Annotated in this window: 14 protein-coding genes; 13 read left to right on the top strand and 1 reads right to left on the bottom strand. The window is 28.3% G+C overall.

What is annotated here, in order from left to right; all coding sequences use genetic code 11:
• Positions 1 to 73 precede the first annotated feature (73 nt).
• Positions 74 to 1,438: a YjiH family protein gene (locus A500_RS03940; RefSeq protein ID WP_016206295.1), complete on the bottom strand. Its 1,365-nt coding sequence runs from the start codon at positions 1,436 to 1,438 to the stop codon at positions 74 to 76.
• 303 nt (positions 1,439 to 1,741) lie between these two features.
• Between A500_RS03940 and A500_RS03935 the strand changes: the two genes are divergently transcribed.
• The 13 genes from A500_RS03935 to A500_RS03880 all read left to right on the top strand — a co-directional run bounded on the left by A500_RS03935 (position 1,742) and on the right by A500_RS03880 (position 23,804).
• Complete coding sequence (locus A500_RS03935) at positions 1,742 to 1,975, top strand: DUF2249 domain-containing protein (protein WP_016206294.1); 234 nt, start codon at positions 1,742 to 1,744, stop codon at positions 1,973 to 1,975.
• Positions 1,976 to 2,204: 229 nt separating this feature from the next.
• Positions 2,205 to 2,966 (top strand): MerR family transcriptional regulator, encoded by a 762-nt coding sequence (locus A500_RS03930; protein ID WP_016206293.1) that lies wholly within the window; start codon positions 2,205 to 2,207, stop codon positions 2,964 to 2,966.
• A gap of 102 nt (positions 2,967 to 3,068) precedes the next feature.
• A complete protein-coding gene (locus A500_RS03925) occupies positions 3,069 to 3,944 on the top strand; it encodes an ROK family protein (protein WP_016206292.1) in 876 nt (291 codons plus the stop codon).
• A gap of 344 nt (positions 3,945 to 4,288) precedes the next feature.
• Complete coding sequence (locus A500_RS03920) at positions 4,289 to 10,183, top strand: GH92 family glycosyl hydrolase (protein ID WP_016206291.1); 5,895 nt, start codon at positions 4,289 to 4,291, stop codon at positions 10,181 to 10,183.
• Between the two features lie 254 nt (positions 10,184 to 10,437).
• Positions 10,438 to 11,916, top strand: a complete 1,479-nt coding sequence (locus A500_RS03915; RefSeq protein ID WP_016206290.1) for a methyl-accepting chemotaxis protein — start codon at positions 10,438 to 10,440, stop codon at positions 11,914 to 11,916.
• 359 nt (positions 11,917 to 12,275) lie between these two features.
• Positions 12,276 to 13,613, top strand: a complete 1,338-nt coding sequence (locus tag A500_RS03910; RefSeq protein WP_016206289.1) for an ABC transporter substrate-binding protein — start codon at positions 12,276 to 12,278, stop codon at positions 13,611 to 13,613.
• Positions 13,614 to 13,685: 72 nt separating this feature from the next.
• Complete coding sequence (locus A500_RS03905; protein WP_016206288.1) at positions 13,686 to 14,648, top strand: carbohydrate ABC transporter permease; 963 nt, start codon at positions 13,686 to 13,688, stop codon at positions 14,646 to 14,648.
• Positions 14,648 to 15,475, top strand: a complete 828-nt coding sequence (locus tag A500_RS03900; protein ID WP_016206287.1) for a carbohydrate ABC transporter permease — start codon at positions 14,648 to 14,650, stop codon at positions 15,473 to 15,475. Before A500_RS03905 ends, A500_RS03900 begins: the two co-directional genes overlap by 1 nt.
• Before the next feature lie 30 nt (positions 15,476 to 15,505).
• Positions 15,506 to 17,773 carry a hypothetical protein gene (locus tag A500_RS03895; protein WP_242835041.1) on the top strand — a complete coding sequence of 756 codons (2,268 nt, stop codon included), beginning with the start codon at positions 15,506 to 15,508 and terminating at the stop codon, positions 17,771 to 17,773.
• 26 nt (positions 17,774 to 17,799) lie between these two features.
• Positions 17,800 to 18,663: a hypothetical protein gene (locus A500_RS21085; RefSeq protein ID WP_242835040.1), complete on the top strand. Its 864-nt coding sequence runs from the start codon at positions 17,800 to 17,802 to the stop codon at positions 18,661 to 18,663.
• Positions 18,664 to 18,679: 16 nt separating this feature from the next.
• Positions 18,680 to 20,020: a glycoside hydrolase family 30 protein gene (locus A500_RS03890; RefSeq protein WP_016206286.1), complete on the top strand. Its 1,341-nt coding sequence runs from the start codon at positions 18,680 to 18,682 to the stop codon at positions 20,018 to 20,020.
• A 68-nt stretch (positions 20,021 to 20,088) separates the two neighbouring features.
• Positions 20,089 to 21,105 (top strand): LacI family DNA-binding transcriptional regulator, encoded by a 1,017-nt coding sequence (locus A500_RS03885; RefSeq protein ID WP_016206285.1) that lies wholly within the window; start codon positions 20,089 to 20,091, stop codon positions 21,103 to 21,105.
• A gap of 53 nt (positions 21,106 to 21,158) precedes the next feature.
• A complete protein-coding gene (locus tag A500_RS03880; protein ID WP_016206284.1) occupies positions 21,159 to 23,804 on the top strand; it encodes a GH36-type glycosyl hydrolase domain-containing protein in 2,646 nt (881 codons plus the stop codon).
• Positions 23,805 to 23,920: the final 116 nt, after the last annotated feature.

The following is a 23,920-nucleotide window of genomic DNA, read 5'->3' as shown; positions in this document are numbered from 1 at the left end:
TTCATAATACGAATCTGCCTTACTTTTATTAAAAGTTATTTTTTAATAGATAATAAATAAATAAGAGTTTTAGCTAAAATAATATATTAGCAACTATAACAATTATAGGAAGTGTAATAAGAGTTCTTTCTATAAATAATATTACTAGTTGTTTAAATGATACTGGTATTTTTGAACCAAGAAGCACTCCGCCTACTTCAGACATATATATTAATTGAGAAACTGAAGTACAAGCAACTATAAATTTTGTCATTTCACTAGTTATAGTATTTGCTGCTAAAACAGATGGAAGCAACATATCAGCAAAACCAACAACTAAAGTTTGAGATGCTTGAGCAGCTTCAGGAATTCCTAAAAGTTTTAAATATGGTATAAATGGTGTTCCTAAAACTTGAAATACAGAAGTATATTCAGCTATTATTAATGCTGAAGTAGCCATTGCCATAACAACTGGAAGCACTGCAAACCACATATCTAGTACATTCTTAAATCCATCTATAAAAAATTCCTTTATATCAGAGTTTTCAGAAGCTTTTTCTAAAGCCTTTTCATATCCCCATGAAAGAGAATTATATCCCTTTGGAACTGATTCATCTGCATTTCCTTCTTGACCGTTATAATATGTATCAGGTATCTTGTTTAACGGATATATTCTAGGAAGTATTATTGCTGCAATAACTCCAGAAAGACTAACTGTTAAATAAAATGGAATAAATAAATGAGCTAATCCAACAGTGTCTATTACAATTAAGCTAAAGGTTATTGATACAGCAGAAAAGGTTGTACCAATTATAACTGCTTCTCTTTTAGAATAAAATCCTTCTTCATATTGCTTGCTTGTCAGCATTACTCCAAGAGTTCCATCTCCAAGCCATGATGTTATGCAATCAATAGAAGAACGACCTGGAAGCCTAAAAATTGGTCTCATAACTTTAGTAAGCATTGTCCCAAAAAATTCTAATAATCCGAAGTTTAAAAGTAATGGTAATAATAATCCTGCAAAGAAGAATATAGTAAACAATATTGTAAGTAAATCATTTAATACGAAAGATCCAGTTATGTCACTAATTATAGCTTTAGGCCCAAGGTTAAACAAAGTTAAAACACAAAATATAGTACCTATTAGTCGAGCAAGTAGCCAAAGTGGGCCTACATTAAATAAATTATTTAAAAATTCGCTTTTTACAATAAAGTTTGGTTTAAATATTTTTGCTATTATGCTTATTAATGTAGAAATACAAACTGTTAAGGTTATTATAGAAGTTAACCAGTTTTGAAGAATATTAGCTAATAAATTAGATAATATTGCAACAGGTATTGTTATATTTCCTTGAAATTTAATTGGAAATATAAATAAAATTATCCCCATTAAAGATGGAATAATAAAAAATAATGAGGATTTTAGTGAAGATCTATCTTTATTTAATGTATTATTCATTGTTTCTCCTTTATACATAAAAATTAATATTTATACAGCGAATTCTATTTTAATATGATTTATACCTAAAATCAATAAATATTTTAAAGGTTATACAATTATTAAATGGTAATTTTGTTATTTTCTTTATACCTATAATAAATACCAAGGAGTTTTATTTTTTGAGAAAAAATTCAATAGCTTTTAAATCTTAAATCTTAAAATTAAACTATTTATAGCTATATATGTGATTGAAATCACATAAAAATTCTATATTTAGATATAATATATAACCTATAAACTATATTATTGGAGGTAGAAACTATGTCAAGATTTAATGCACAAGTAGATGCACGTATATATTCACCAAAGGAAAAACATGCTGTAATATTTGATACTTTTAATAATCTAAAGAGTGGAGAAGAAATGGAGTTATTAAATGACCATGATCCAAAACCACTACATTATCAATTTTTAGCAGAGTACACTGAACAATTTGAATGGGAATACCTTGAACAAGGCCCAGAAGTATGGCGTGTAGCTATTAAAAAGAAATAGTATTCATATGATATGCTCCTCTTATAATAGACATATAAAATAATAAAGTGTCTATTATAAGGGGAGTGTTTTTTATACTTTAAGAGATTATATAAAAAAGAATATTAAAAATTAATGGTTTTACTATGAATTTTATTAATTTAGATTATAATAATATCATGTATAATGGAAATTAATTTGAAAATTAGTATATTAAAATTTGAAACTACAATAAAGAAAGGAGTTTGAAATGAAGAAAGAATTATTTACAGTTAAAGATGTTGTTCAAATAACAGGGATAACTCCAAGGACATTACATTACTATGATAAAATAAACTTATTAAAGCCAGGACGAGAATCGAAAAATAGTTATAGAGTTTACGATATAAACGATCTAGAAAGACTTCAAACTATTTTATTTTTAAAGGAAATGGATTTGACTCTAAATGAAATATCAGATATTATGCAACTTCCTAAAAAAGAACAAAGTAAAATACTAGAAATGCATTATGGAAAATTGAGACGAAAGGAACAACGATTAAAAACAATTATTAATGCATTAGATGATTATTTGGCAGGCGAAGAATTATTTAATTTAAATATATTTAATGATTCAACAGTTATACCATTACAAGAACAATATAATCGTGAAGCTAAGATAGTATATGGAGAAACAGAAAAATATAAGGAATATGAAAAGAATATAGAAAAATTATCTGAAGATGAAAAAGTTAATTTAAATATTGAGTTTAAAAATAATATGGAAAGCTTATTTAAAGAACTAGCAGGATATATTAATGATTCGCCTTCATCACATAAGGTTCAAAACTTAGTTTTAAAATGGAAAGGCTATTTAGAAAAATATATGACTTGTGATACAGATATACTAAGATGTATTGCAAGTACTTATAAATATGATAATAGATTTAAAAAATATCTTAATCAATTCAGCGATAAGGATTTAAGTGATTTTCTTTACAAATCAATTATATTTCATTGTGAAAATTTATGATATTTATAAGATAAAACCAAATTACAATAGGCTGGAGTATTATGTTTTAAAAAGTATATTTGGTAGTTTAAAATATATGTATATAATAAGGGGGAGTTAAAAATGTATTTAATAGGAATTGACATTGGAGGGACAAACTTAAGAGCGGCAATAATATCAAAAGAAGGAAATATAATAGAAACATTTAAAACTGAAAATGAGGTAATAAAGGGGCCAGAATATAATTTGAATAAATTAGTTAATCAAATAAAAGGTCAATGGAGCAATTATGAAATAGAAAAGGTAGGGGTAGGTGCACCGGGACCATTAGATTTGAGAATAGGTAAATTATTAAATCCAGTTAACTTAAAGGGCTGGGAAAACTTTAATATAAAAGAATATTTAAGTGAAAAATTAAGCATACCTGTAAAGGTTAACAATGATGCTAATATAGCAGGATTTGCAGAAAGTTTAGTAGGAAGCGCAAAGGAATGTGAATCAGTGTTTTATATAACAGTTTCTACAGGAGTAGGTGGGGCTTTAATTATTAATAAGAAGATTATAAATGGAGCACATAGTCAAACAGCAGAAATATATAATATGATAATAAATGAAGACAAGTATAGCCAAGGAGGATTAAATAAAGGTGGGTTAGAAGGTCAGTGTAGTGGTGTAAATATAGCCAGAATAGCATCAGAAGCGTATAAGAAAAAACTAACCACAAAAGATGTATTTGATTTATATGAAAATAATGATGAAAAAGCTGTTCAGATAATAGATAAATGGATTGATAATATTTCAATTGGTATTGCAAATATAATAGCTGTAGTAGATCCAGAAGCTGTAGTTATTGGTGGAGCAGTATTAATATATAATAGTTATTTATTACCTAAAATTATTGAGTGTACAAAAACTAAGGTGGCAGATCCAGCAATGGTAGATATAAGAATAGCGCAACTTGGGGATAATGCAGGGCTTATTGGAGCAGCAATGTTATAAAATAATAAAATATAAAACAAGCTAAATTCAAGTGATAAAATTTAAATTTAGCTTGTTTTTTTATATTATAAATAGCTATTATATAGAAGGTATAATTAAAAGTTTCAATAATATAAAAAACACAAAAATTTTTAAAAAGCTATATATTTAAAATGTAAAAATTTTTACAAAAATTGTATCTTTAAAAATGTAAATGCTTTCATTACTATATAGATGAAGAATCATAAAATTTTAAATTAATCTTCTGTTATACAAATGTAATTTAATTAAAAGATGGAGGTGATTGATGAGGGTAAGAGTATAAGAGGTAATTGAAATAAGTTTACAGAGAAAGGAAGAATAGAATGAAAGCTAAGGGGAAAAAGATACTTACTACTTTTTTAGCTATGACTTTAACTGTTACGACTATTAATTACTCAGCAGTATTTGCTAAAGACCTAACAACAAGTGCAAATACAAAACCAGAAAAACAAATACTATTTGAAACATCTTTTGAGGATAATGAAACAGATAAAAACTTTTTAAATTCTATTATAGATGAAAAAAGAGGAAGTGAAAATGTATCAGGATTACCAAAGGAGATAGTCATTGACGGAAGTATTAATGACAAAATAATATTATCTAGTATTCAATCAAGTAGAAAATACAATGATAACGAAATTCCTTCAAATCTATTTGATGATGCAACAAACACAAAATTTTTAGCTTACGATCCTAGTGGAATAAATAGTACAAATAAAGCTTGGGTTTCTTTTGAAGTGAGGGAAGGAGTAGTAATTGATCGTTATCAAATAGTAGCAGCTAATGATGCTCAAGAACGTGATCCAAAAGCTTGGACTTTATTAGCTTCAAATGATGGAACAATTTGGGAAAACTTAGACAAACAAAATAATCAGGTTTTTTCAGCTAGATATGAAAGAAAAGAATACAAAATAAACAATGAAAAAGCATATAAGTTCTTTAAATTAGAAATTACAGAATTATATAAAGCTAATAATAATATGGCTCAATGGTCAGAACTAAACTTAGGAACTGGAATAAAGGAAGATGCAGAAACCGTTAGTAAAATGACAACAGCTATTACTAGAGGGCCTTCAGGAACATGGAATCAAGCTTCAGGAAAAGGATGGACTGGAACTAAAGCAGTTGAAATTTCAGGGATTCATAAAGGAAATGAGAGAGCATATTCCTATAATGTAATTTACAAAGATTTAGATGTAAAAGTGGATGAAGACACAAATTTAAGTTATACTATTTTCCCAAGCATACTTGATGAAAGTGACTATGACTATGATTATACTCAAATGCATATTGCAGTTGATATAGAATTTACTGATGGTTCATTTTTAAGTGATTTAAATTCAATAGATCAATATGATACTAAGTTAAATCCTAAGGCACAGGGAGAAAGTAGAATACTAACAACAAATCAATGGAACTATATTGCAAGTAATATAGGAATGGTTGCAAGTGGAAAGACAATTAAAAATATTTTAATTGCCTATGATAATAATGATAATCCAAAAGAAGTTGATGCAAAGTTTAGAACTTATATTGATGATTTAAAAATTTATAATGAGGAGCCAGTTACCTTTACACATAAATCAGACTACGTCAATATTTTACGTGGAACAAATGATTCACCAAGTTTTTCACGTGGATTAACAGCGCCAGCAGTAACAATGCCTCATGGATTTAATTTCTTTGCACCAGCTACTAATGCATCCGATAATAAGATTTATAATTATCAATTGAATGGTAATACATTAAAGCATATCACCATTTCTCATGAACCATCTTATTGGGTTGGTGATCGTGGAACATGGCAATTTATGATAAACACCTCAGTTGATTCTACAAAAGTAACTAGCGCAAATCAAATAAATTCATCAGCACGTCAAGCAGAATTCACTCATGAAAATGAAACAGCAAAAGCACATTATTATTCAGTAACTTTTAATGAAGGCTCAAATGCAAGTAATTCTACAATGGAAGTTACACCAACTGTACATGGTTCAGTTGCAAGATTTACATTTGATACGGATTCACAAAACAGAAATATAATATTTGATTCTACAAGAGCAAATGGAACATTAAAATTTAATAATGATGGAACATTTGAAGCATCAAGTAGTCATAATAGTAATGGAATGCAAACCATGTATATCTACGGTAAATTTTCCGAAAAACCAAGAAATACATCAGTTCAAAATACTAAACAAGGAATAGCAAGCTTTAATAGCGAAGTTGTTGAAATGAAACTTGCTACTTCATTTATAAGTATAGATCAGGCAAAGAAAAATCTTGAACTAGAAATTACTAATAGTGATGATTTTGATTCAATTTTTACTAAGGCACAAACCACATGGGATGATACATTAGATATGATAGACGTTAAAGGTGCAAGTAAAGATCAATTAACAACACTATATTCTAATTTATATAGATTAAATGCTTATCCTAACTTATTATCAGAAAATACTGGAACTAATGATAATCCAATTTGGAAGTATAAATCTCCATATGGAAATCATGATGTAGTAGAAGGAACATTGTATTACAATAATGGCTTTTGGGACACTTATCGTACAGCATGGGCAGCATATGCACTATTTACACCAGAAAAGGATACTGAACTATTAAATGGTTTAGTTCAACATTATGTTGATCAAGGTTATGTACCAAGATGGATAGCACCAGGTGGAACTAACTCAATGGTTGGTACAAGTTCAGATGTTATATTTGGTGATGCTATTGCTAAAGGAATAGATTTTAATTGGCAAAGTGCTTATGAATCAGCAATCAAAAATGCAGCTGTTGTTTCTAATAACTTAACAAATGGTGGGCGTGCAAACTTAAACAAGTCTATTTTTGAAGGTTACACAGCTCATGATTCACAAGGGGAAGGCTTCTCATGGTCAATTGAAGGTTATATAAATGACTATGGTCTTTATCAACTTGCTAATAAATTAGGGTATGAAGATGAAGCTGCTTATTACTTAAATAGGGCACTAAACTATACTAAATTATTTAAATCTACTGGTGATACAGTAAATGATAAATGGTTAAGAGGAAGAAATGCTAATGGTGATTGGTCATATTCAGATGAAAACTTTAATCCATTCTTCTGGGGTGATGATTATACAGAAACTAATGCATTCAATATGTCAGTATCTGTGACTCAAGACGGTCAAGGCTTAGCTAATCTATACGGTGGAAGAGCTGCTTTGGCAGAAAAGATTGATACAATCTTTGAAACAAATGGAGACTATTGGGGATACGGTGCAGTAGAAAGTGTAGGAGGTATCCACGAACAAAAAGAAGCAAGAGAAATAAAATTAGGACAATATGGTCATTCAAATCAACCTTCTCACCATATTCCATATATGTACAATTATGCTGGAGAACCATGGAAAACTCAAAAATATGTAAGAGATATATTAGATCGTGCATATGTTGGAAGTGACTTTGGACAAGGATATATTGGGGATGAAGATAATGGAGAAATGAGTGCATGGTATATTTTCTCTGCACTAGGATTCTATCCAGTATCTATGGGTAATGATGAATATGCAATTGGTTCACCATTATTCGAAGAAATGACTGTTCATTTAGATAATGGTAAGAATATTACAGTAAAAGCTAACAATAATAGTGATGAAAATATTTATATTCAATCAATGAAACTAAACGGAAAAGATTATAATAAAAATTATATAAAACATGAAGATGTCGCAAATGGCGCTGTAATAGAGTTCACTATGGGAAATACACCTAATACAAATTGGGGTTCAAGTGAAGATTCATTACCTACATCAATTACTAAAAATGATGAAATACCAAATCCATTAGAAGATGTAACTATACCAGGGGTTCAAGAAGTTGGCGAACCAAACGGTGATGTACATTTTGAAAGTGTTTACTCAAATATATCAGAAGCTAAGAAAATATTTGATAATGATTCTAATACTTCAGCTACTCTAAATGTTAGTGGCAATAGTGAAATTATTTATAGCTTCATTAAGCCAACTAAAGTAAATATGTTAACATTAACTTCTGCAGATAAGGGAGAGACTCCTACAGGTTATAGATTAAGTGGAAGCTATGATGGAGTTAAATGGGAAGCTATAGATGAGAGAAATGATTTGAAATTTGAGTGGAAACGTTATACAAGGCCATTTAATCTACCAGAAGAAAAAATTTCTGGATTTACACATTACAAATTAGAACTAAAAGGTGGAACAGATTTAGCAGAGGTAGAACTATTAGGTCAAGAAGGAGATACTTCATCAATTGATGTAAATGTGCTAAATAAAATGATTATTAGTGCAAAAACAATTAATCAAAGTAATTTACCTCAAGTAGCTAAGGATCTTCTAAATAGTGCAATTGAAAGTGCTGAAGCAGTTGCTAATAACGAAAATGCTACTCATGAGGAAATTGTTACTCAATATAATTTATTGAGTAATGTTAGAAGAAGAATTAATTCAATTAGGATTGCAAAGAACATTATTGAAGCAGAAGAATTTAATGATAAACATTCAAGTATAGTAAATGATGGTAAGAATATTGGAGGAGTAAAAAAAGGTACTTGGGTAAAATACAATGATATTGTATTTGCTGGTAATGAAAACACTTTAGAAATATTCTATGCTGCTCAAAACAAAGATGCTGGTGGTTATGCAGAGATTCATATTGATAGCATGGATAGTGAAGCAGTTGCCAAAATAGAACTACCAACAACTGGTGAAAATTGGAGTAATTATGTTCTTGTTGAAGGAGACTTATTAAAGAATGTAGAGCAAGGACTACATGATGTGTATTTAGTATTTAATAATGATACTGAGAAACCATATGTTTCTAATGTAGATTACTTTAGATTTGGAAATAAAATTGAAGCCAATGTAAATATAATTGGCGACGGTAAAGTAAATGCTGGAAATGCTTATGAAGGCAGACCGTACACAATGACCTTTGATGGAGATGTAACTCATGTATTTGTAAATGGTGTATCAGTAGAATTTGATAAGGAAAATAAATCATATACATTAGATAAGTTAACTTCTGATACTAAGATTGATGTTGTATTTGGAGAATTAGTTCCGCATAAAATTGAAACTGATATTAAAGGTGGAAATGTAACTGTTGAATTAAATAAAGGTCAAGCTATAGGTTATGAAGAAGTAATATTAACAATTAAAAATATTGAAGAAGGAAAACTTTTATCAGTAGTAAAGCTTAATGGAGAAAATGTAACTATTCCTAATGCTGTTGATGGTGTTTATACTATTAAATTATTAATGCCATTTGAGGATGCCAAAATAGAAGTTATATTAGAAGAACTTGTTGAGATGGTTAATATAAAAGTAAATCCTTCAGAACATGGAATAATTACCACAACGGCAGTAGATAATCAAATTGCTAAGGGTAAAGATTTAGTAATTACTGTTACTCCAGAACAAGGGTATAAATTAGCATCACTGATTATAAATGGAGAAGATATTACAAAATTTGTAGAAGATAACATGTTGACTTACAAAGAAGTAAATGAAAATTTAGAAATCACTACTACATTTGTTCTAGATACAAATAAAGAAGATTTGAATAAATTAATTGCTGCTTTATCTAATGAAAAAATTATAGAAAAGCTATTAGATGGTGTTAGTCAAGATATTGTTGATGAATTCAATAAAGCCTTAAGTAATGCTAAAAAAGTAAGTGAGAATATTAATTCAACACAACAAGCTATTGATGAAGCTGCTTCTACTTTAAGGACTGCAATTCAAAAAGTAATTGATTTTGAAAGAGTCAATAAAGAGGTTTTGAAAGATTATATAAAGGAAGTAGAAAACTTAGATTTAAGTAAATATACAGATACAACTATAGCTGAGTTTAAAAATGCCTTAAATAATGCAAAGAATGTATTAAATAATGATTCAGCTACCCAAGATGAAGTAGATAAAGCTTTAAGTAAATTAAAAGCAGCAAAAGGGGCTTTAACTAAGGTAAATGAAAATCCAGGTACAGGAAACCCAGATCCGAATCCAGGTACAGAAAATCCAACTCCAAATCCAGGAACAGAGAATCCAAATGAAGGAAATGGAAAAGGAAATGATGATTCATCACTTCCAGGAACAGGAGATGATTCCTCACTAAGCAAGTATATGTATGTTATGCTAAGCTTAAGTGCCGGATTATATCTGCTACTAAGGAAAAATAAAAAAGCTAAATTAAATTAAAATAATGCTTATAAGTTTAAAAATGATTAGTATTTAAAAAAGGTAAATAAATTAATAGGGTGTTACGAAATTACTGTTTTGTTCTTTTGTAACATCCTTATTATATTTGAGTATTTAAATTATTGTAAATTGTAGCCGAATACTTATTTAATGTATATTATGAGAAAATATTACAATTTATATCTTTATATTACTGAAAAAGTATGCTAGTATATTGCTATTAAGTTTAGCAGTTAAGGAGAATTATTAGTTATATGGAGAATTTGTCACTAAATTATGATACTAAAAAAGTAGATACATTCAATTTAAAGCTTTCTTGGGCAATTATAGTTTTATTAGTAATGCAATCATTTTTGAACTATGGAATAGAATATGCAATTAAAGCAGCATCTGTGGGGTTATTTTTCGGAACATTAAGTACTATAGTAAAGTTTTTAAAAATTAATACTAAGATAAAAAACTTTTATATTGGTTCATCAGCAACATATGTAGGTTTTGTAATGTCATATATTACGCAGGGACAACCTAAGATATTTTTAATCCATTATATAGCATTAATGATGATAGGACTTTATTTTAGAAAAGCTTTAATATTAGTCTATGTAGTATTTTTTAATATAGCAATATCTATTTATTTCTTTATAAGTCCTATGAGCTTAGTTGCATCAGGAAGAATTAATGAATTTATATCATATGTTTTTCTTTTTGATATAAGTGCTTTTATTTTATATTATGTATCTAAATGGGGAAATGAATATGTTCAAGTTGCTATGAAAAGTCAAAAAGAAGCAAAGAAATTAGTTGAAAAACTTGAGGAAACAATGAATATTATCAAGAAAAGTACAGAGAATTTAAATGGTAATATAAAAAGCTCTTCAAGTGATGTAAGTATAATTAAAGATATGAGCAATTCAATAACTTTATCTGTAAATGAAATAGCTAGAGGAGTTAGTGATGAAGCAAGTAGCATTCAAGATATAAGCAAGTTAGTTTTAGATGTTGGAGGAATAGTAAAAGATACTCAGAATATTTCAATGAATGTAGCTAAAGTAACAAATGAAGCTGATAAATTAACAGTAAGCAGTATTGAAAGATTTAATAAAGTTAGCTATCAAATGGAGATAATAAATAATACAGTCACATCATCTGCTAGAAATGTTAACGAATTAGGAAATAGCATAAATAATATAAATTCTATTTTATCAAGCATAGTGGATATATCTGAACAAACAAATCTTCTTGCGTTAAATGCAGCAATAGAGGCAGCAAGAGCAGGGGAAGCAGGTAAAGGATTTTCAGTGGTAGCTGAAGAAGTAAGAAAACTTGCAGAACTTAGCAAAGAAAATGTTGAAAATGCAAGTAAAATTATTAATGATATAAAAGTTAGTACTAATATAGTATTAGATGAAGTAAATAAAGGAAATGAAGCAGCTAATGTTGGTAAAGGTCTTATGGATATTATGGTTAACAGTTTTAATAGTATGACAAATTCATTTAAAAATGTTACTAATATGATTAGTTTAGAAGACAAAAACATTGAAGACTTAGCAAATAAATTTAAAGAAATTCAATATAAAATCGAAAATATAGCTAGTATATCAGAAGAACATTCTGCATCAATAGAAGAAATACAAGCAACTATTGATGAACAAAATACAAGAGTGAATAATAGCTATAATTTAGTTAGGAATATGGAAATAGAAAGTAAAGAACTAGAAAAGATAGTTATATAAAGTAATTACAAGAAAAGTAAGAGTCTCCTTTTGAAAAATAACAATTATCAAAAGGAGATTTTTAATATTCATAAGTCAAAATAGTAAGATTATAGATGAATATTAAGTAGATAATTTATGGAAAATAAAACATAAAAAGTATTTACAAGAATAAATATAGGATGTATAATTTAAATGTAAACAGTTTCTTACAAGTATTTATATTTACTAAATCGGTTTTGAAAAAAGTCTAAGAAAGAAAAAGATGTTCTATAAGATAAGAAAAATTTTTTTGAAACACTTCGAAACCAGTTTCGATTTTAGCTTTTAAAAGAAACCAATTAGTAAATATAGAAATATAAAATTTAGGAGGATTAATTATGAGGGTTAAAAAATTGATGTCATTAGTAATGGTGGGTTTAATGACAGCATCGTTAGCAGCATGTGGGAAATCAAATGGATCAGAAGGAAAGAAAACTGAAGGAAGCGATAAAATAGTGGTGTGGAGTTTAGCAGAAGATTTAAAAACTTTTGCTGAGTATTATCAAGAAAAAAATCCGGATAAAAAAGTTGAAGTTACTGTTATTGCTCCAGCGGATTATCCAACTAAGCTTACAACTGCATTAAGGGGTAAGGCAGAAGTTCCAGATGTTATAGTTGGAGAGCCACAAATGCTACCAAATTTCTTTGAAGCAGGATTTTTTGAAGATTTAACAAAAGAACCATACAAAGTTGAAGATTATAAAGATAAAATAGTTGATTATGTATATGAAGCAGGCAAAGATGTTGATGGAGTTGTTAGAGCTTTAAGTTATCAAGTTACTCCAGGTGGAATAACTTATCGTAGAGATATAGCAAAATCTGTTTGGGGAAATGATGACCCTCAATTTATAGCAGATAAGTTTAAAGATGTAAAAACAATTATCGAAACCGGTAAAGAACTTAAAGAAAAAGGATATAGAGTATTTTCAGATACAGGAAATTTAAGATGGTTTGTGTATGGTAATGATCCAGAACCATGGGTTAAAGATAATAAGTTAATGATGACTAAAGATAGATTAGATTATTTAGATGCTGCAGTTGATTTATATCAACAAAAATTAGTTGCATTTGCGCCAGAATGGTCAGCAGCTTGGTATGCATCAATGAATGGTCCTGTTCCTGTTGATGCAGAGTGGCAAGAACTTAAGGATATAGATCAAAATGCTGAAAAAACAGAAGTATTTTCATATGCATTACCTACTTGGGGAACATTAATACTTAGAGATAATGCAAAAGATACAGCAGGAAAATTTGGAGTAACAACTGGCCCTAATTCATATTTTGCTGGCGGCACATTCGTAGGTATAAGTAGTTATAGCAAGAATAAAGAAGCTGCATGGGATTTTATTAAGTTCTGTACTTTAGATGAAGAAGTAGCACAATGGTGGATTGATAAATCTAATGGTGATGTAGTTGCTTTAAAATCAGTTTTAGAAGCTAATAAAGATTTAGAAAATCCTGCATTAGGTGGACAAAAATCTTATGACTTTTGGTTAAAGCAAGCAGAAGATGTTGATTATTCATTAGTAACAAAATATGATGATCAAGTTGGAAAATATTATGGACAAGCTATTGAGTCAGTACAAAAAGGTGAAAAGACCAAGGAAGATGCATTAAAGGAATTCTATAGTAATATAAAATCAGTATATCCAGAAATAGAAGTTCCAAGTAACTAGTATATCCCAAATGTAAGAGGTGAAAATAAATTTCACCTCTTTAATAAAATTAAGATGCTAGGAGGGAAAAAAGTGAATTTAGGTAGAACTAATTATAGTAATAAAATTGAAATTAAGGGAAAAACATCTTTTAAAAGCATAAATAAAATAAATAGGCATGGGTATTTATTTATTCTACCATTTTTAATAGTTTTTATAATATTTAATATATATCCTATACTAAGAACTTTATATTTAAGTTTTACAAATTTTAATGGATATGGAAAGATCGAATTTATATGGTTTGATAATTATACACGTCTAATTGAAGATAAAATGTTCTGGAGTGCATTAGTTAATACTGTAAAGATATGGGGAATAAACATAATACTTCAACTTGGCTTAGCATTTTTACTAACAATTATATTTAGTGATATGAAATATAAAATGAAGGGACTTAGTATTTTTAGAGCTTTATTTTACTTACCTAATTTAATTGCAGCAACATCTGTAGCATTTTTATTTGCAACTTTATTAGATTGGCAATTTGGATCCTTAAATCAAATTTTAGTAAATGCAGGTCTAATTAATAGTAAAGTCAATTGGCTAGGACAGCCAGGTACTGCGGTAATTGTAGTAGCTGTAATTGGTGCATGGATGTGGTTTGGAAATTCATTTTTAGTATTAATGGCTGGTGTTCAGGGAATATCAAAAGATTATTATGAAGCAGCAACAATTGATGGTGCTGGTAGATGGACAATATTTGGCAAGATAACATTACCCCTTTTAAAACCTATATTGCTGTATGTTGCTATTACATCATTAATAGGTGGATTACAAATATTTGATATTCCATTTTTAATTACTGATGGATTAGGTTCTCCATCAGGATCAATAAATACAGCTGTTATGTACTTATATAATACAGCATTTAGATTCAATAATGTTGGATATGCATCAGCTATTGCTTATGGATTATTCTTTATAATAGCAATATGTTCAGCTTTCACATTTAAAACAATGTATGGATCAAAGAAAGATAAGGGGGTAAGTTAATGTTTACAAAGTTTAAAAAATCATTATTATATTTATTCTTAATTATTTTAAGTATTATATGCTTAGCCCCATTTGCAATGATGCTAGTTAATGCAACTCGTAGTAATCAAGAAATAATATCTGGGTTTACATTAATTCCTGGAAGCTCCTTATCAGATAACTGGAATGCCATGGCCAAATATTTCAATATATTTACTGGTCTTCGTAATAGTTTATTTGTTTCAGTATGTGTAACACTATTAACAGCATATTTCTCAGCATTAACAGCTTATGGATTTGCAATATACAAATTTAAAGGCTCAAATATAATATTTACTATAATTTTAGTATTAATGATGGTTCCATCACAATTAGGATTATTAGGATTTTATGATTTAGTAAATACAATGGGATTAATGGATAGCTATATACCACTTATAATTCCTTCCATAGCAAATCCATTTGTAGTGTTCTTTTTAAAGCAATATATAGAATCTGTATTACCTAGAACTATTATTGAAGCAGCCAGAATAGATGGAGCAAGTGAAATAAGAACATTTCATAAGATTGGTATTCCGATAATGATGCCAGGAATAGCAACTATATCAATAACAACATTTATAGGATCATGGAATAATTATTTAGTTCCATTAGTTTTATTACTTAGTCCAGAGAAGTTTACATTACCAGTAATGATGGGATCATTGAGAGCGTCTAAAGATATAGCTTCAAATATGGGAGCAACATATTTAACAGTTGCAGTTTCAGTATTACCTATAATCATAGCCTTCATGTTCTTATCAAAATATATTATTAGTAGTATATCCGCAGGTAGTGTCAAGGAGTAGATTAAATTATATTGAGAGGAAGGTTGGAAGATGGATAAGAATAGTAGAAGTAAAGCAGATTATATAGATGAATCAGGCTTTTACGTTATAGAAAATTACGATATAAAACCACCTTTTGCAAGTTTTTTATCAGGAGTTGCTGGTATAGAAGGTATTCCAATGTGGTCATTTTATGTAAATAGAGGTCAAGTGATTAGTAGTATTGGGATTAAGGATAAAAACAATTGTATAATGGAATTTTTTCCAGCAAATGAAGCGTATAAGATGGTTACTACTAATGGATTCAGGACGTTTATAAAGATTATATCAGATAACTCAAATATAATTATAGAGCCGTTTTCAGTTAGTAGAAGTGAAAATATTAAGAGAATACTTAAGATAAAAAATAATGAATTGAGGATAATAGAAATAAACAAAGATATAAATTTAGAAATAGAAGTAAAATATTTTACTATTCCAAATGAAAAATTTGCAGCACTTGGAAGAGAATTAAGGATAATTAATAAATCTAATATAGTAAGGAATATAGAAGTATTGGATGGATTAGCCGCAATTTTACCATATGGTTCTAATAATAAGGATTATAAAGAGATAGGAAATACATTAAGAAGCTGGATGCAGGGAGAAATCAAAGAAAATAATGTAGCAATATATAATTTAAGATCTTCTACAGGGGACACAACAAAGGTTGAGATGGTGAATAATGCATATTTTTATATAGCATTTGATGATAGTGAAAAAGTACTAAAACCTATAGTAGATCCGGAAAATATTTTTGGATATGATACTAGCTTAGTAAATCCATTCAAGTTCAAAAATAGTGTGGAAAAGTTATTTGAAAGTAATGAGAATATTTGCTACAACAAAGTACCTTGTGCTTTTTCTGCAAAACAAGCAGTTTTGATGGAAAAAGAAGAAGTTAAGATTCATAGTTATATAGGATACATGAATAGCATTAATGAAGTAGATGATAACTTAAATAAGTTGTTGAGTAAGAAATATTTTAATGAAAAGATTATAGAAAGCAATAAGTTAATAGACAGCATAGCTGAGCATGTCCATACAGTAACTAATTATTCATTATTTGATGAATATATTAAACAATGTTATATAGATAATGTTTTAAGAGGAGGATATCCATTAAAAATAGGTAAGGATAAAGTATATTACGTCTATTCCAGAAAACATGGTGATTTAGAAAGAGACTATAATTTCTTTAGTATAGAGCCCAATTTTTATTCTCAAGGTAATGGGAATTTTAGAGATATAAATCAAAATAGAAGAATGGATATTTACATTCATCCTTTCACTAATAAGGAGAATATTAAATTATTCAATAACTTGATACAACTTGACGGATATAATCCATTAGTTATAAAAGGAAAGAAGTTTTATATAGATAAAAGAAGAAAAGCTTCAATTATAAGCATATTAAAAAAATATGAAATTAAAAATGAGGATATATTAAATAGTATTCACAATAATGAATTTACATTAGGAGAATTATATTCATATATATTAAAAGAACAAAATTTATCAAGTGATAAAATTAGACCTTTAATTGATGAAATAATAGATATTTGTGAAGAAAAAATTGAAGCAGATTTCGGTGAGGGATTTTGGATTGATCACTGGACATATAATCTTGATTTAATAGAAGAATATTTAGATGTTTATCCTGATAAACTAAAAGAATTGCTAATAGATGATATGGAGTATAAATTTTATAACTCCCCAGAGCATGTTTTACCTAGAAGTGAAAAATATATTATAGACAATAATACTATTAGGCAATATGTAGCTTTAAATAAAAAAGGCAATGTAAATCAATGGATATATAATAAAGAAGGAAAAATATATAAGACTAATTTGATCACAAAGCTGTTCATGCTTACTACTATTAAATTTATGACTTTAGATGTTATGGGATTTGGAATTGAAATGGAAGCAGGCAAGCCAGGATGGAATGATGCTATGAATGGACTTCCAGGTCTTATAGGATCAAGTTTTGCAGAAACAGCAGAGCTAAAAAGATTAGCATGTTTTATTAAAGAAAATATAAATCTAATAGAAAATGGATTAAAGCTTCCAGTAGAATTTTATGATGTAGTTAAGAAATTAACGGATAATCTTTCGAAAAATCTTAATGATATATTACCTCAAAGTCAATATTGGGATATAATTTCAAATATAAGAGAAGATTATAGGGAAAAGGTTAAATACTCAATAGATGGAACTGAAAAAATATTATATAAAGATGATATAGAGAAGATAGTAGATAAGATTATACAAAAATAAATATAGGAATAGATGGAATAAAAGAGTTGAATGATGGAAAAATTCCTACATTTATGTATTATGAAACTGTAAATTTTACTAAAGATAAAAATGGAAATATAAATCCTATAGAGTTTAAAGTTAATTTTCTTCCTTTATTTTTGGAAGGATATGCAAGATATCTTAAAACGAATTTAGAAGAAAAAGAAAAGAAGGAAATATATATAACTTTAAAAAATAGCGATATTTATGATAAAAAATTAAAAATGTACAAGACATCAGAATCTTTAGAAAAGGTTACATTTGAAATAGGGAGAGCAAGGACTTTTACATCAGGATGGCTTGAAAGAGAATCAATTTTCATGCATATGGAATTTAAATATATTTTAGAACTAATAAAAGAAGGGCTATATGAAGAATTTTATGAGGATATAAAAAATGTATTACCTCCTTTTATGGATTCAAAAGTATATGGAAGAAGTATATTAGAAAACTCTTCATTTATAGCAAGCAGTGCTAATCCAGATGAAAGAACACATGGAAGAGGATTTATCGCAAGATTAAGTGGAACTACTGTAGAAATGTTAAGTATATGGAAGATAATGACAGTTGGGGAAAATATATTTAAATATGAAAATGGAGTTTTAGAATTCGAATTAATGCCAGTATTGTCAAAAGATTTCTTTAAAAACAATGTAATAGAAACTACTTTACTAGGAAGTATAAGGCTAAAGTATATCAATAAGAATAACAAAGATACCTTTGGTTCAGGAAAAGGAAATATAACTAAATATGAATTAATAGGTATTGATAATAATATTAAAGTAATTAACCAAAAGAAAATACTTGGAACTGATGCTGAAAAGATAAGAAGTGGCCAAATAAGAGAAATAATAGCTACAATAGAATAATGGAGAGGTAATAGTTATGAATGATTATAAGGTATTTGTTACTTGTAAGCATACTAAAGATAGATTAAATGAATATTGCTTAGATGATATTAGTATAGATGATAATAAAGACTTAAATTGTACAATTACAGTAGATACTAAAAAAAGATTCCAAAAAATATTAGGATTTGGAGGAGCAATAACTGAATCAAGCGCATATGTACTTTCTAAGATAGATGAAGAAGAAAAGAAAAAAATTCTAGATTTATATTTTAATGAAGAATATGGAATAGGATATAATTTTGCAAGGATTCATATTAATAGCTGTGATTTCTCACTAGAGAATTATAGTTTTGTTGAAGAAAATGATAAATCATTAAGTAGTTTTTCTTTAGATAGATATGAAAAATATGTACTACCATTACTTAAAGAGGTTATTAATGAGAAAAAGAGTGAATTAAATATACTAGCAAGTCCATGGAGTCCACCAAGTTACATGAAAACCAATAATGAAATGAATAATGGTGGAAAATTGAAGGATGAATATAAACAATTATGGGCTGAGTATTATGTTAAGTATATAGAAGAAATGCAAGAAAAAGGATTTAATATCTGGGGGGTTACTGTACAAAATGAGCCAGCAGCAAAGCAGATTTGGGATTCATGTTTGTATTCAGCTGAAGAAGAGAGAGATTTTGTAAAATATTATTTAGGGCCTACTTTTGAAAGAAATAAATTACTCGATAAAAAAATAATAATATGGGATCATAATAGAGATTTAGTTTATAATAGGGCTAAGACAGTGCTAGAGGATAAAGAAGCAAATAAATATGTATGGGGTACAGGCATACATTGGTATGTTTCAGAGGAGTTTGAAAATACATCAAAGGTTCATGAAGAATTTCCAGATAAGCACATAATATTTACTGAAGGATGTCAAGAAGGTGGAGTTCATATTGGTTCTTGGGAGCCAGGAGAAAGATATGGTAGAAATATAATTGGTGACTTAAATAATTATGTAGAGGCATGGATAGATTGGAATATAGTTTTAGATGAAACTGGTGGACCAAATCATGTTGGAAACTTATGCGATGCTCCAATAATAGTAGATACACAAAAAAAAGAAGTAATATATAACAGTTCTTTTTATTATATAGCACACTTTAGTAAATTCATTAAGAAAAATTCATTAAGACTGTTAACTAAAGTCACTAATGACAAAAAGATATATGCACTTTCTTGCATAGACTACAAAGAAGATGTATGTATAATTTTAATGAATGAAAATGAAGAAGATAGAAATGTTACTTTAAAAATAGATAATGAAATTATTGATTTGAAATTAAAAGCAAATTCAATATATACTTTATGTAAATAACTATTAAAGACTAATCATAAAGAACTAATGTAATGATGAACTTAAAATAGAAGGGATGAGATGAAACGGTGATTACAATATACGAAATCGCAAAAATTGCAGGAGTTTCTCCTACAACTGTATCAAAAGTAATAAATAATTATCCAGATGTGAGTGATAAAACTAGAAAAAAAATTAAAAAGATATTAGAAGAAGAAAACTTTCTTCCAAACTCTCAGGCACAAGGGCTAACCACAAAGAGAACTTGGACATTAGGAATTGTTTATTATGAAGACCTTGGTGTAGGATTAAGTCATCCTTTCTTTTCTAAAGTAATAGAGGCATTCAAAAAACAATCAGATATACATGGATATTCATTATTGTTTGGTTCTAAAAATGATAGACTGAAAAATGATACTTTTTTAGAATATTTTAAGTATAAATGTGTTGATGGGGTAGCGATTATTTGTACAGATCCTCATGATAAGGAGACATTATCTCTTGTAAATAGTAATTTTCCAATTGTAATAATAGATATGTTTGCGGAATATGCATCAACAGTTACATCAGACAATAAATCAGGATGCAGACAAGGAATTGAATATTTATATAATTTAGGGCATAGAAAGATTGCTCATATATACGGTACATCAAACGGTGATAATTGGCCAAGTACCGTAAGAAAAGAATCTTATATAGAAAGCATGAAAGAATTAGGGCTAAAAATACCAAGAGGATATTTAGTAGATGGTACAAACTTTGATTTTACTGGTGGATATAAAGCTATGCAAAAGTTATTAAAATTAAAAAATAGACCTACAGCTGTTTTTACAGCAGGAGATAAGATGGCCCTTGGTGCTATAGAAGCTATAAGGGAGGCTGGACTTAATGTACCAGGGGATATCTCAATCTTGGGATTTGACGATATAGAGATATCACAATATGTCACTCCCAAATTAACAACTATAAGGCAAAACTGTGATGAAATAGGCAGAGCAGCAGTAGATATTTTAGTAGAACAAATAAATAAGAAAGAAAAGCTAAAAATTAATAAGGTAATACCTGTAGAATTAATTGTAAGGGAATCTTGTACTAAAATTGATTAATATGCTCAAATAAATAATAAAGTAGATAAATTAAAAATAAGGGGGGATTAATATTGCAAAGAATTAATTTTCAAAATTATACAGGGAAATTTACACTTAAGGATCCAGAAAAGAATAGCTATTTATACTTTCCAATAGCTAATGAAATTGGAGTTATGTCTAGTTTGACACCTACTTTAAATGGTGATTGCAAGATGAATCAAAATACATTTTTATTAGCACCAGTTAGTAGTGAAGATCTTCATAACAATAAGTCATCAAGAAATTTCTGGATATATGTTGAAGGAAAAACTGCTTGGTCTGTAACAGGGGTATCATCACAGCAGCAATCAAAAGTTTTTTCTAAAGAAAAGGAAGAAACTGAAATTGAATGTAGCATAATGTGTCATAAGGTAATCAGAACCTCTAAAGAGATGGGATTAAAAAGTGAGATAATCAATTTTGTACCAAATGGATATAAAGTTGAATTAATGAAAGTAACAATAACTAATATATCAGAAGAAGATATAAATATAACTCCAACAGCAGCTATACCGCTATATTGTCGTTCAGCAGATAATATAAGAGATCATAGACATGTTACTTCATTATTGCATAGAATAGAAACTATTAATTCAGGGGTAATAGTTAAACCAACACTTACATTTGATGAGAGAGGTCACAAAATAAATGAAATAGTTTATGGAGTTATAGCAGTAGATGAAGATAAAAGTATGCCAATAAGCTTTTCACCTATAGTAGAAGAATTTATAGGGGAAGGCGGTTCCTTTGAAAATCCAGAAAGTATAATGTTAAATAAAGAATTTAATGTTAAGTCGGGAGAAAAGTTTGAGGGATATGAAAGTATAGGAGCATTAAGATTTAAGAATGAAAAAATGAAACCAAATGAATCAAAATCTTATATAATTGCTTTTGGATATGGGGAATCAGTAGATGATTTCGAAAAGCTTACTAGTACATTATTAAAGGAAACCGATTTCGAAGAGTTATTAAAAGATACTAAGTTATATTGGGAAAATAAAATTAATCTTAAATATAGTACTGGAGATAGCACATTTAATAATTGGATGCATTGGGTTAATTTTCAACCTATTCTTAGAAGAATATATGGATGTTCATTTTTACCTCATCATGATTATGGAAAAGGGGGAAGAGGATGGAGAGATCTATGGCAAGATTGTTTAGCTTTGTTAGCAATGGATCCTAAAGAAGTAAGAGAAATGCTATTAAATAATTTTGCAGGAGTAAGATTTGATGGCTCCAATGCAACTATTATAGGAGCAAATTTAGGAGAATTTATAGCAGATAGAAATAATATAACTAGGGTATGGATGGATCATGGTGCATGGCCATTCTTAACTACTAATTTATATATCAATCAAAGTGGAGATATAAATTTTCTATTAGAAAAACAAAGTTATTTCAAAGATTTACAAACTGTACGAGGTACTGACAAGGATAATCTATGGAGTATAGAGCAAGGAAATAAATTATTAACAAAAGAAAATAATATATATTTAGGTACTATTTTAGAACACATATTAGTACAACATTTGACTGCATTTTATGATGTAGGAGAAAATAATAATATGAGGTTAAGAGGTGCTGATTGGAATGATGCTTTAGACATGGCTAAGGAAAAAGGAGAAAGTGTAGCATTTACAGCATTATATTCAGGAAATCTAGTTAATATATGTGAACTTTTAAAGAAAATTAAAAACGAAAATAAAATTAAACACGTAGAGATGGCAGAAGAGATAGAAGTTTTGTTATTCAAAAATAATATATATGATTATCCACAAGAAAAGATAAATATTTTAAATACTTATTGTAAAAGTTGTAATCATGATATAAAAGGAAGAACTTCTGAAATTGATATAGATTTATTAGTTAAAGACCTTGAAGAAAAAGCAAATTGGATAAAGAATCACATTAACTCTAAAGAATGGATTACAAATTCAGAAGGTTACAGTTGGTATAATGGTTATTATGACAATAGTGGAAAAAAAGTTGAAGGTGACTTTGAATCAGGCACAAGAATGATGCTTACAGGACAAGTATTCACAATAATGAGTAATATAGCAACGGAAAAACAAGTAAAAGAGATAGTTAAGGCAGCTGATAGTTACTTATATGACAAGGAAGTTGGAGGATATAGACTAAATACTAATTTTAAGGAGTTAAAAACGGATTTAGGCAGAATGTTTGGGTTTGCTTATGGAAGTAAAGAAAATGGAGCAGTTTTTAGTCATATGACTATTATGTATGCCAATGCACTTTATCAAAGAGGTTTTGTAAAAGAAGGATTTAAAGTTATAGATGCACTATATAAACACTGTATTAATTTTGAAGTTAGTAAGATATATCCTGGAATACCCGAATATATAAGCTCTAAGGGACGAGGAATGTATCATTATTTAACAGGATCAGCAAGTTGGCTTATTTTGACTGTATTAACGGAAATGTTTGGAGTAAAGGGAAGTTATGGAGATATGAAACTTGATCCTAAACTATTACTAAGTCAATTTGATGAAGACAACAAAGCAAGTATAAGTTTAGTATTTAGCGACAGAAAATTTAAAGTTGAATATATAAATGAATTGCATAAAGATTTTGGAGAGTATAAAATTCAAGAAATATTCATCAATAATGAAACATATGAATTTGATAATTTAAATACCATAGATAAAAATATATAAATTCACTAGAAGTAGATAAAGAACACATAATTACTGTTATATTAAAATAAAAGTAATGATATCCTTAAAATAAATAATATATAGAGGAGAGATAGGCAGTTTACTATCTCTCCTTT

Origin of the sequence: Clostridium sartagoforme AAU1 (assembly GCF_000401215.1) — a bacterium.
Lineage (GTDB): Bacteria > Bacillota > Clostridia > Clostridiales > Clostridiaceae > Clostridium > Clostridium sartagoforme.
Note: the sequence above shows the minus strand (reverse complement) of the source record. Positions and strands in the feature narration are given on the sequence as shown.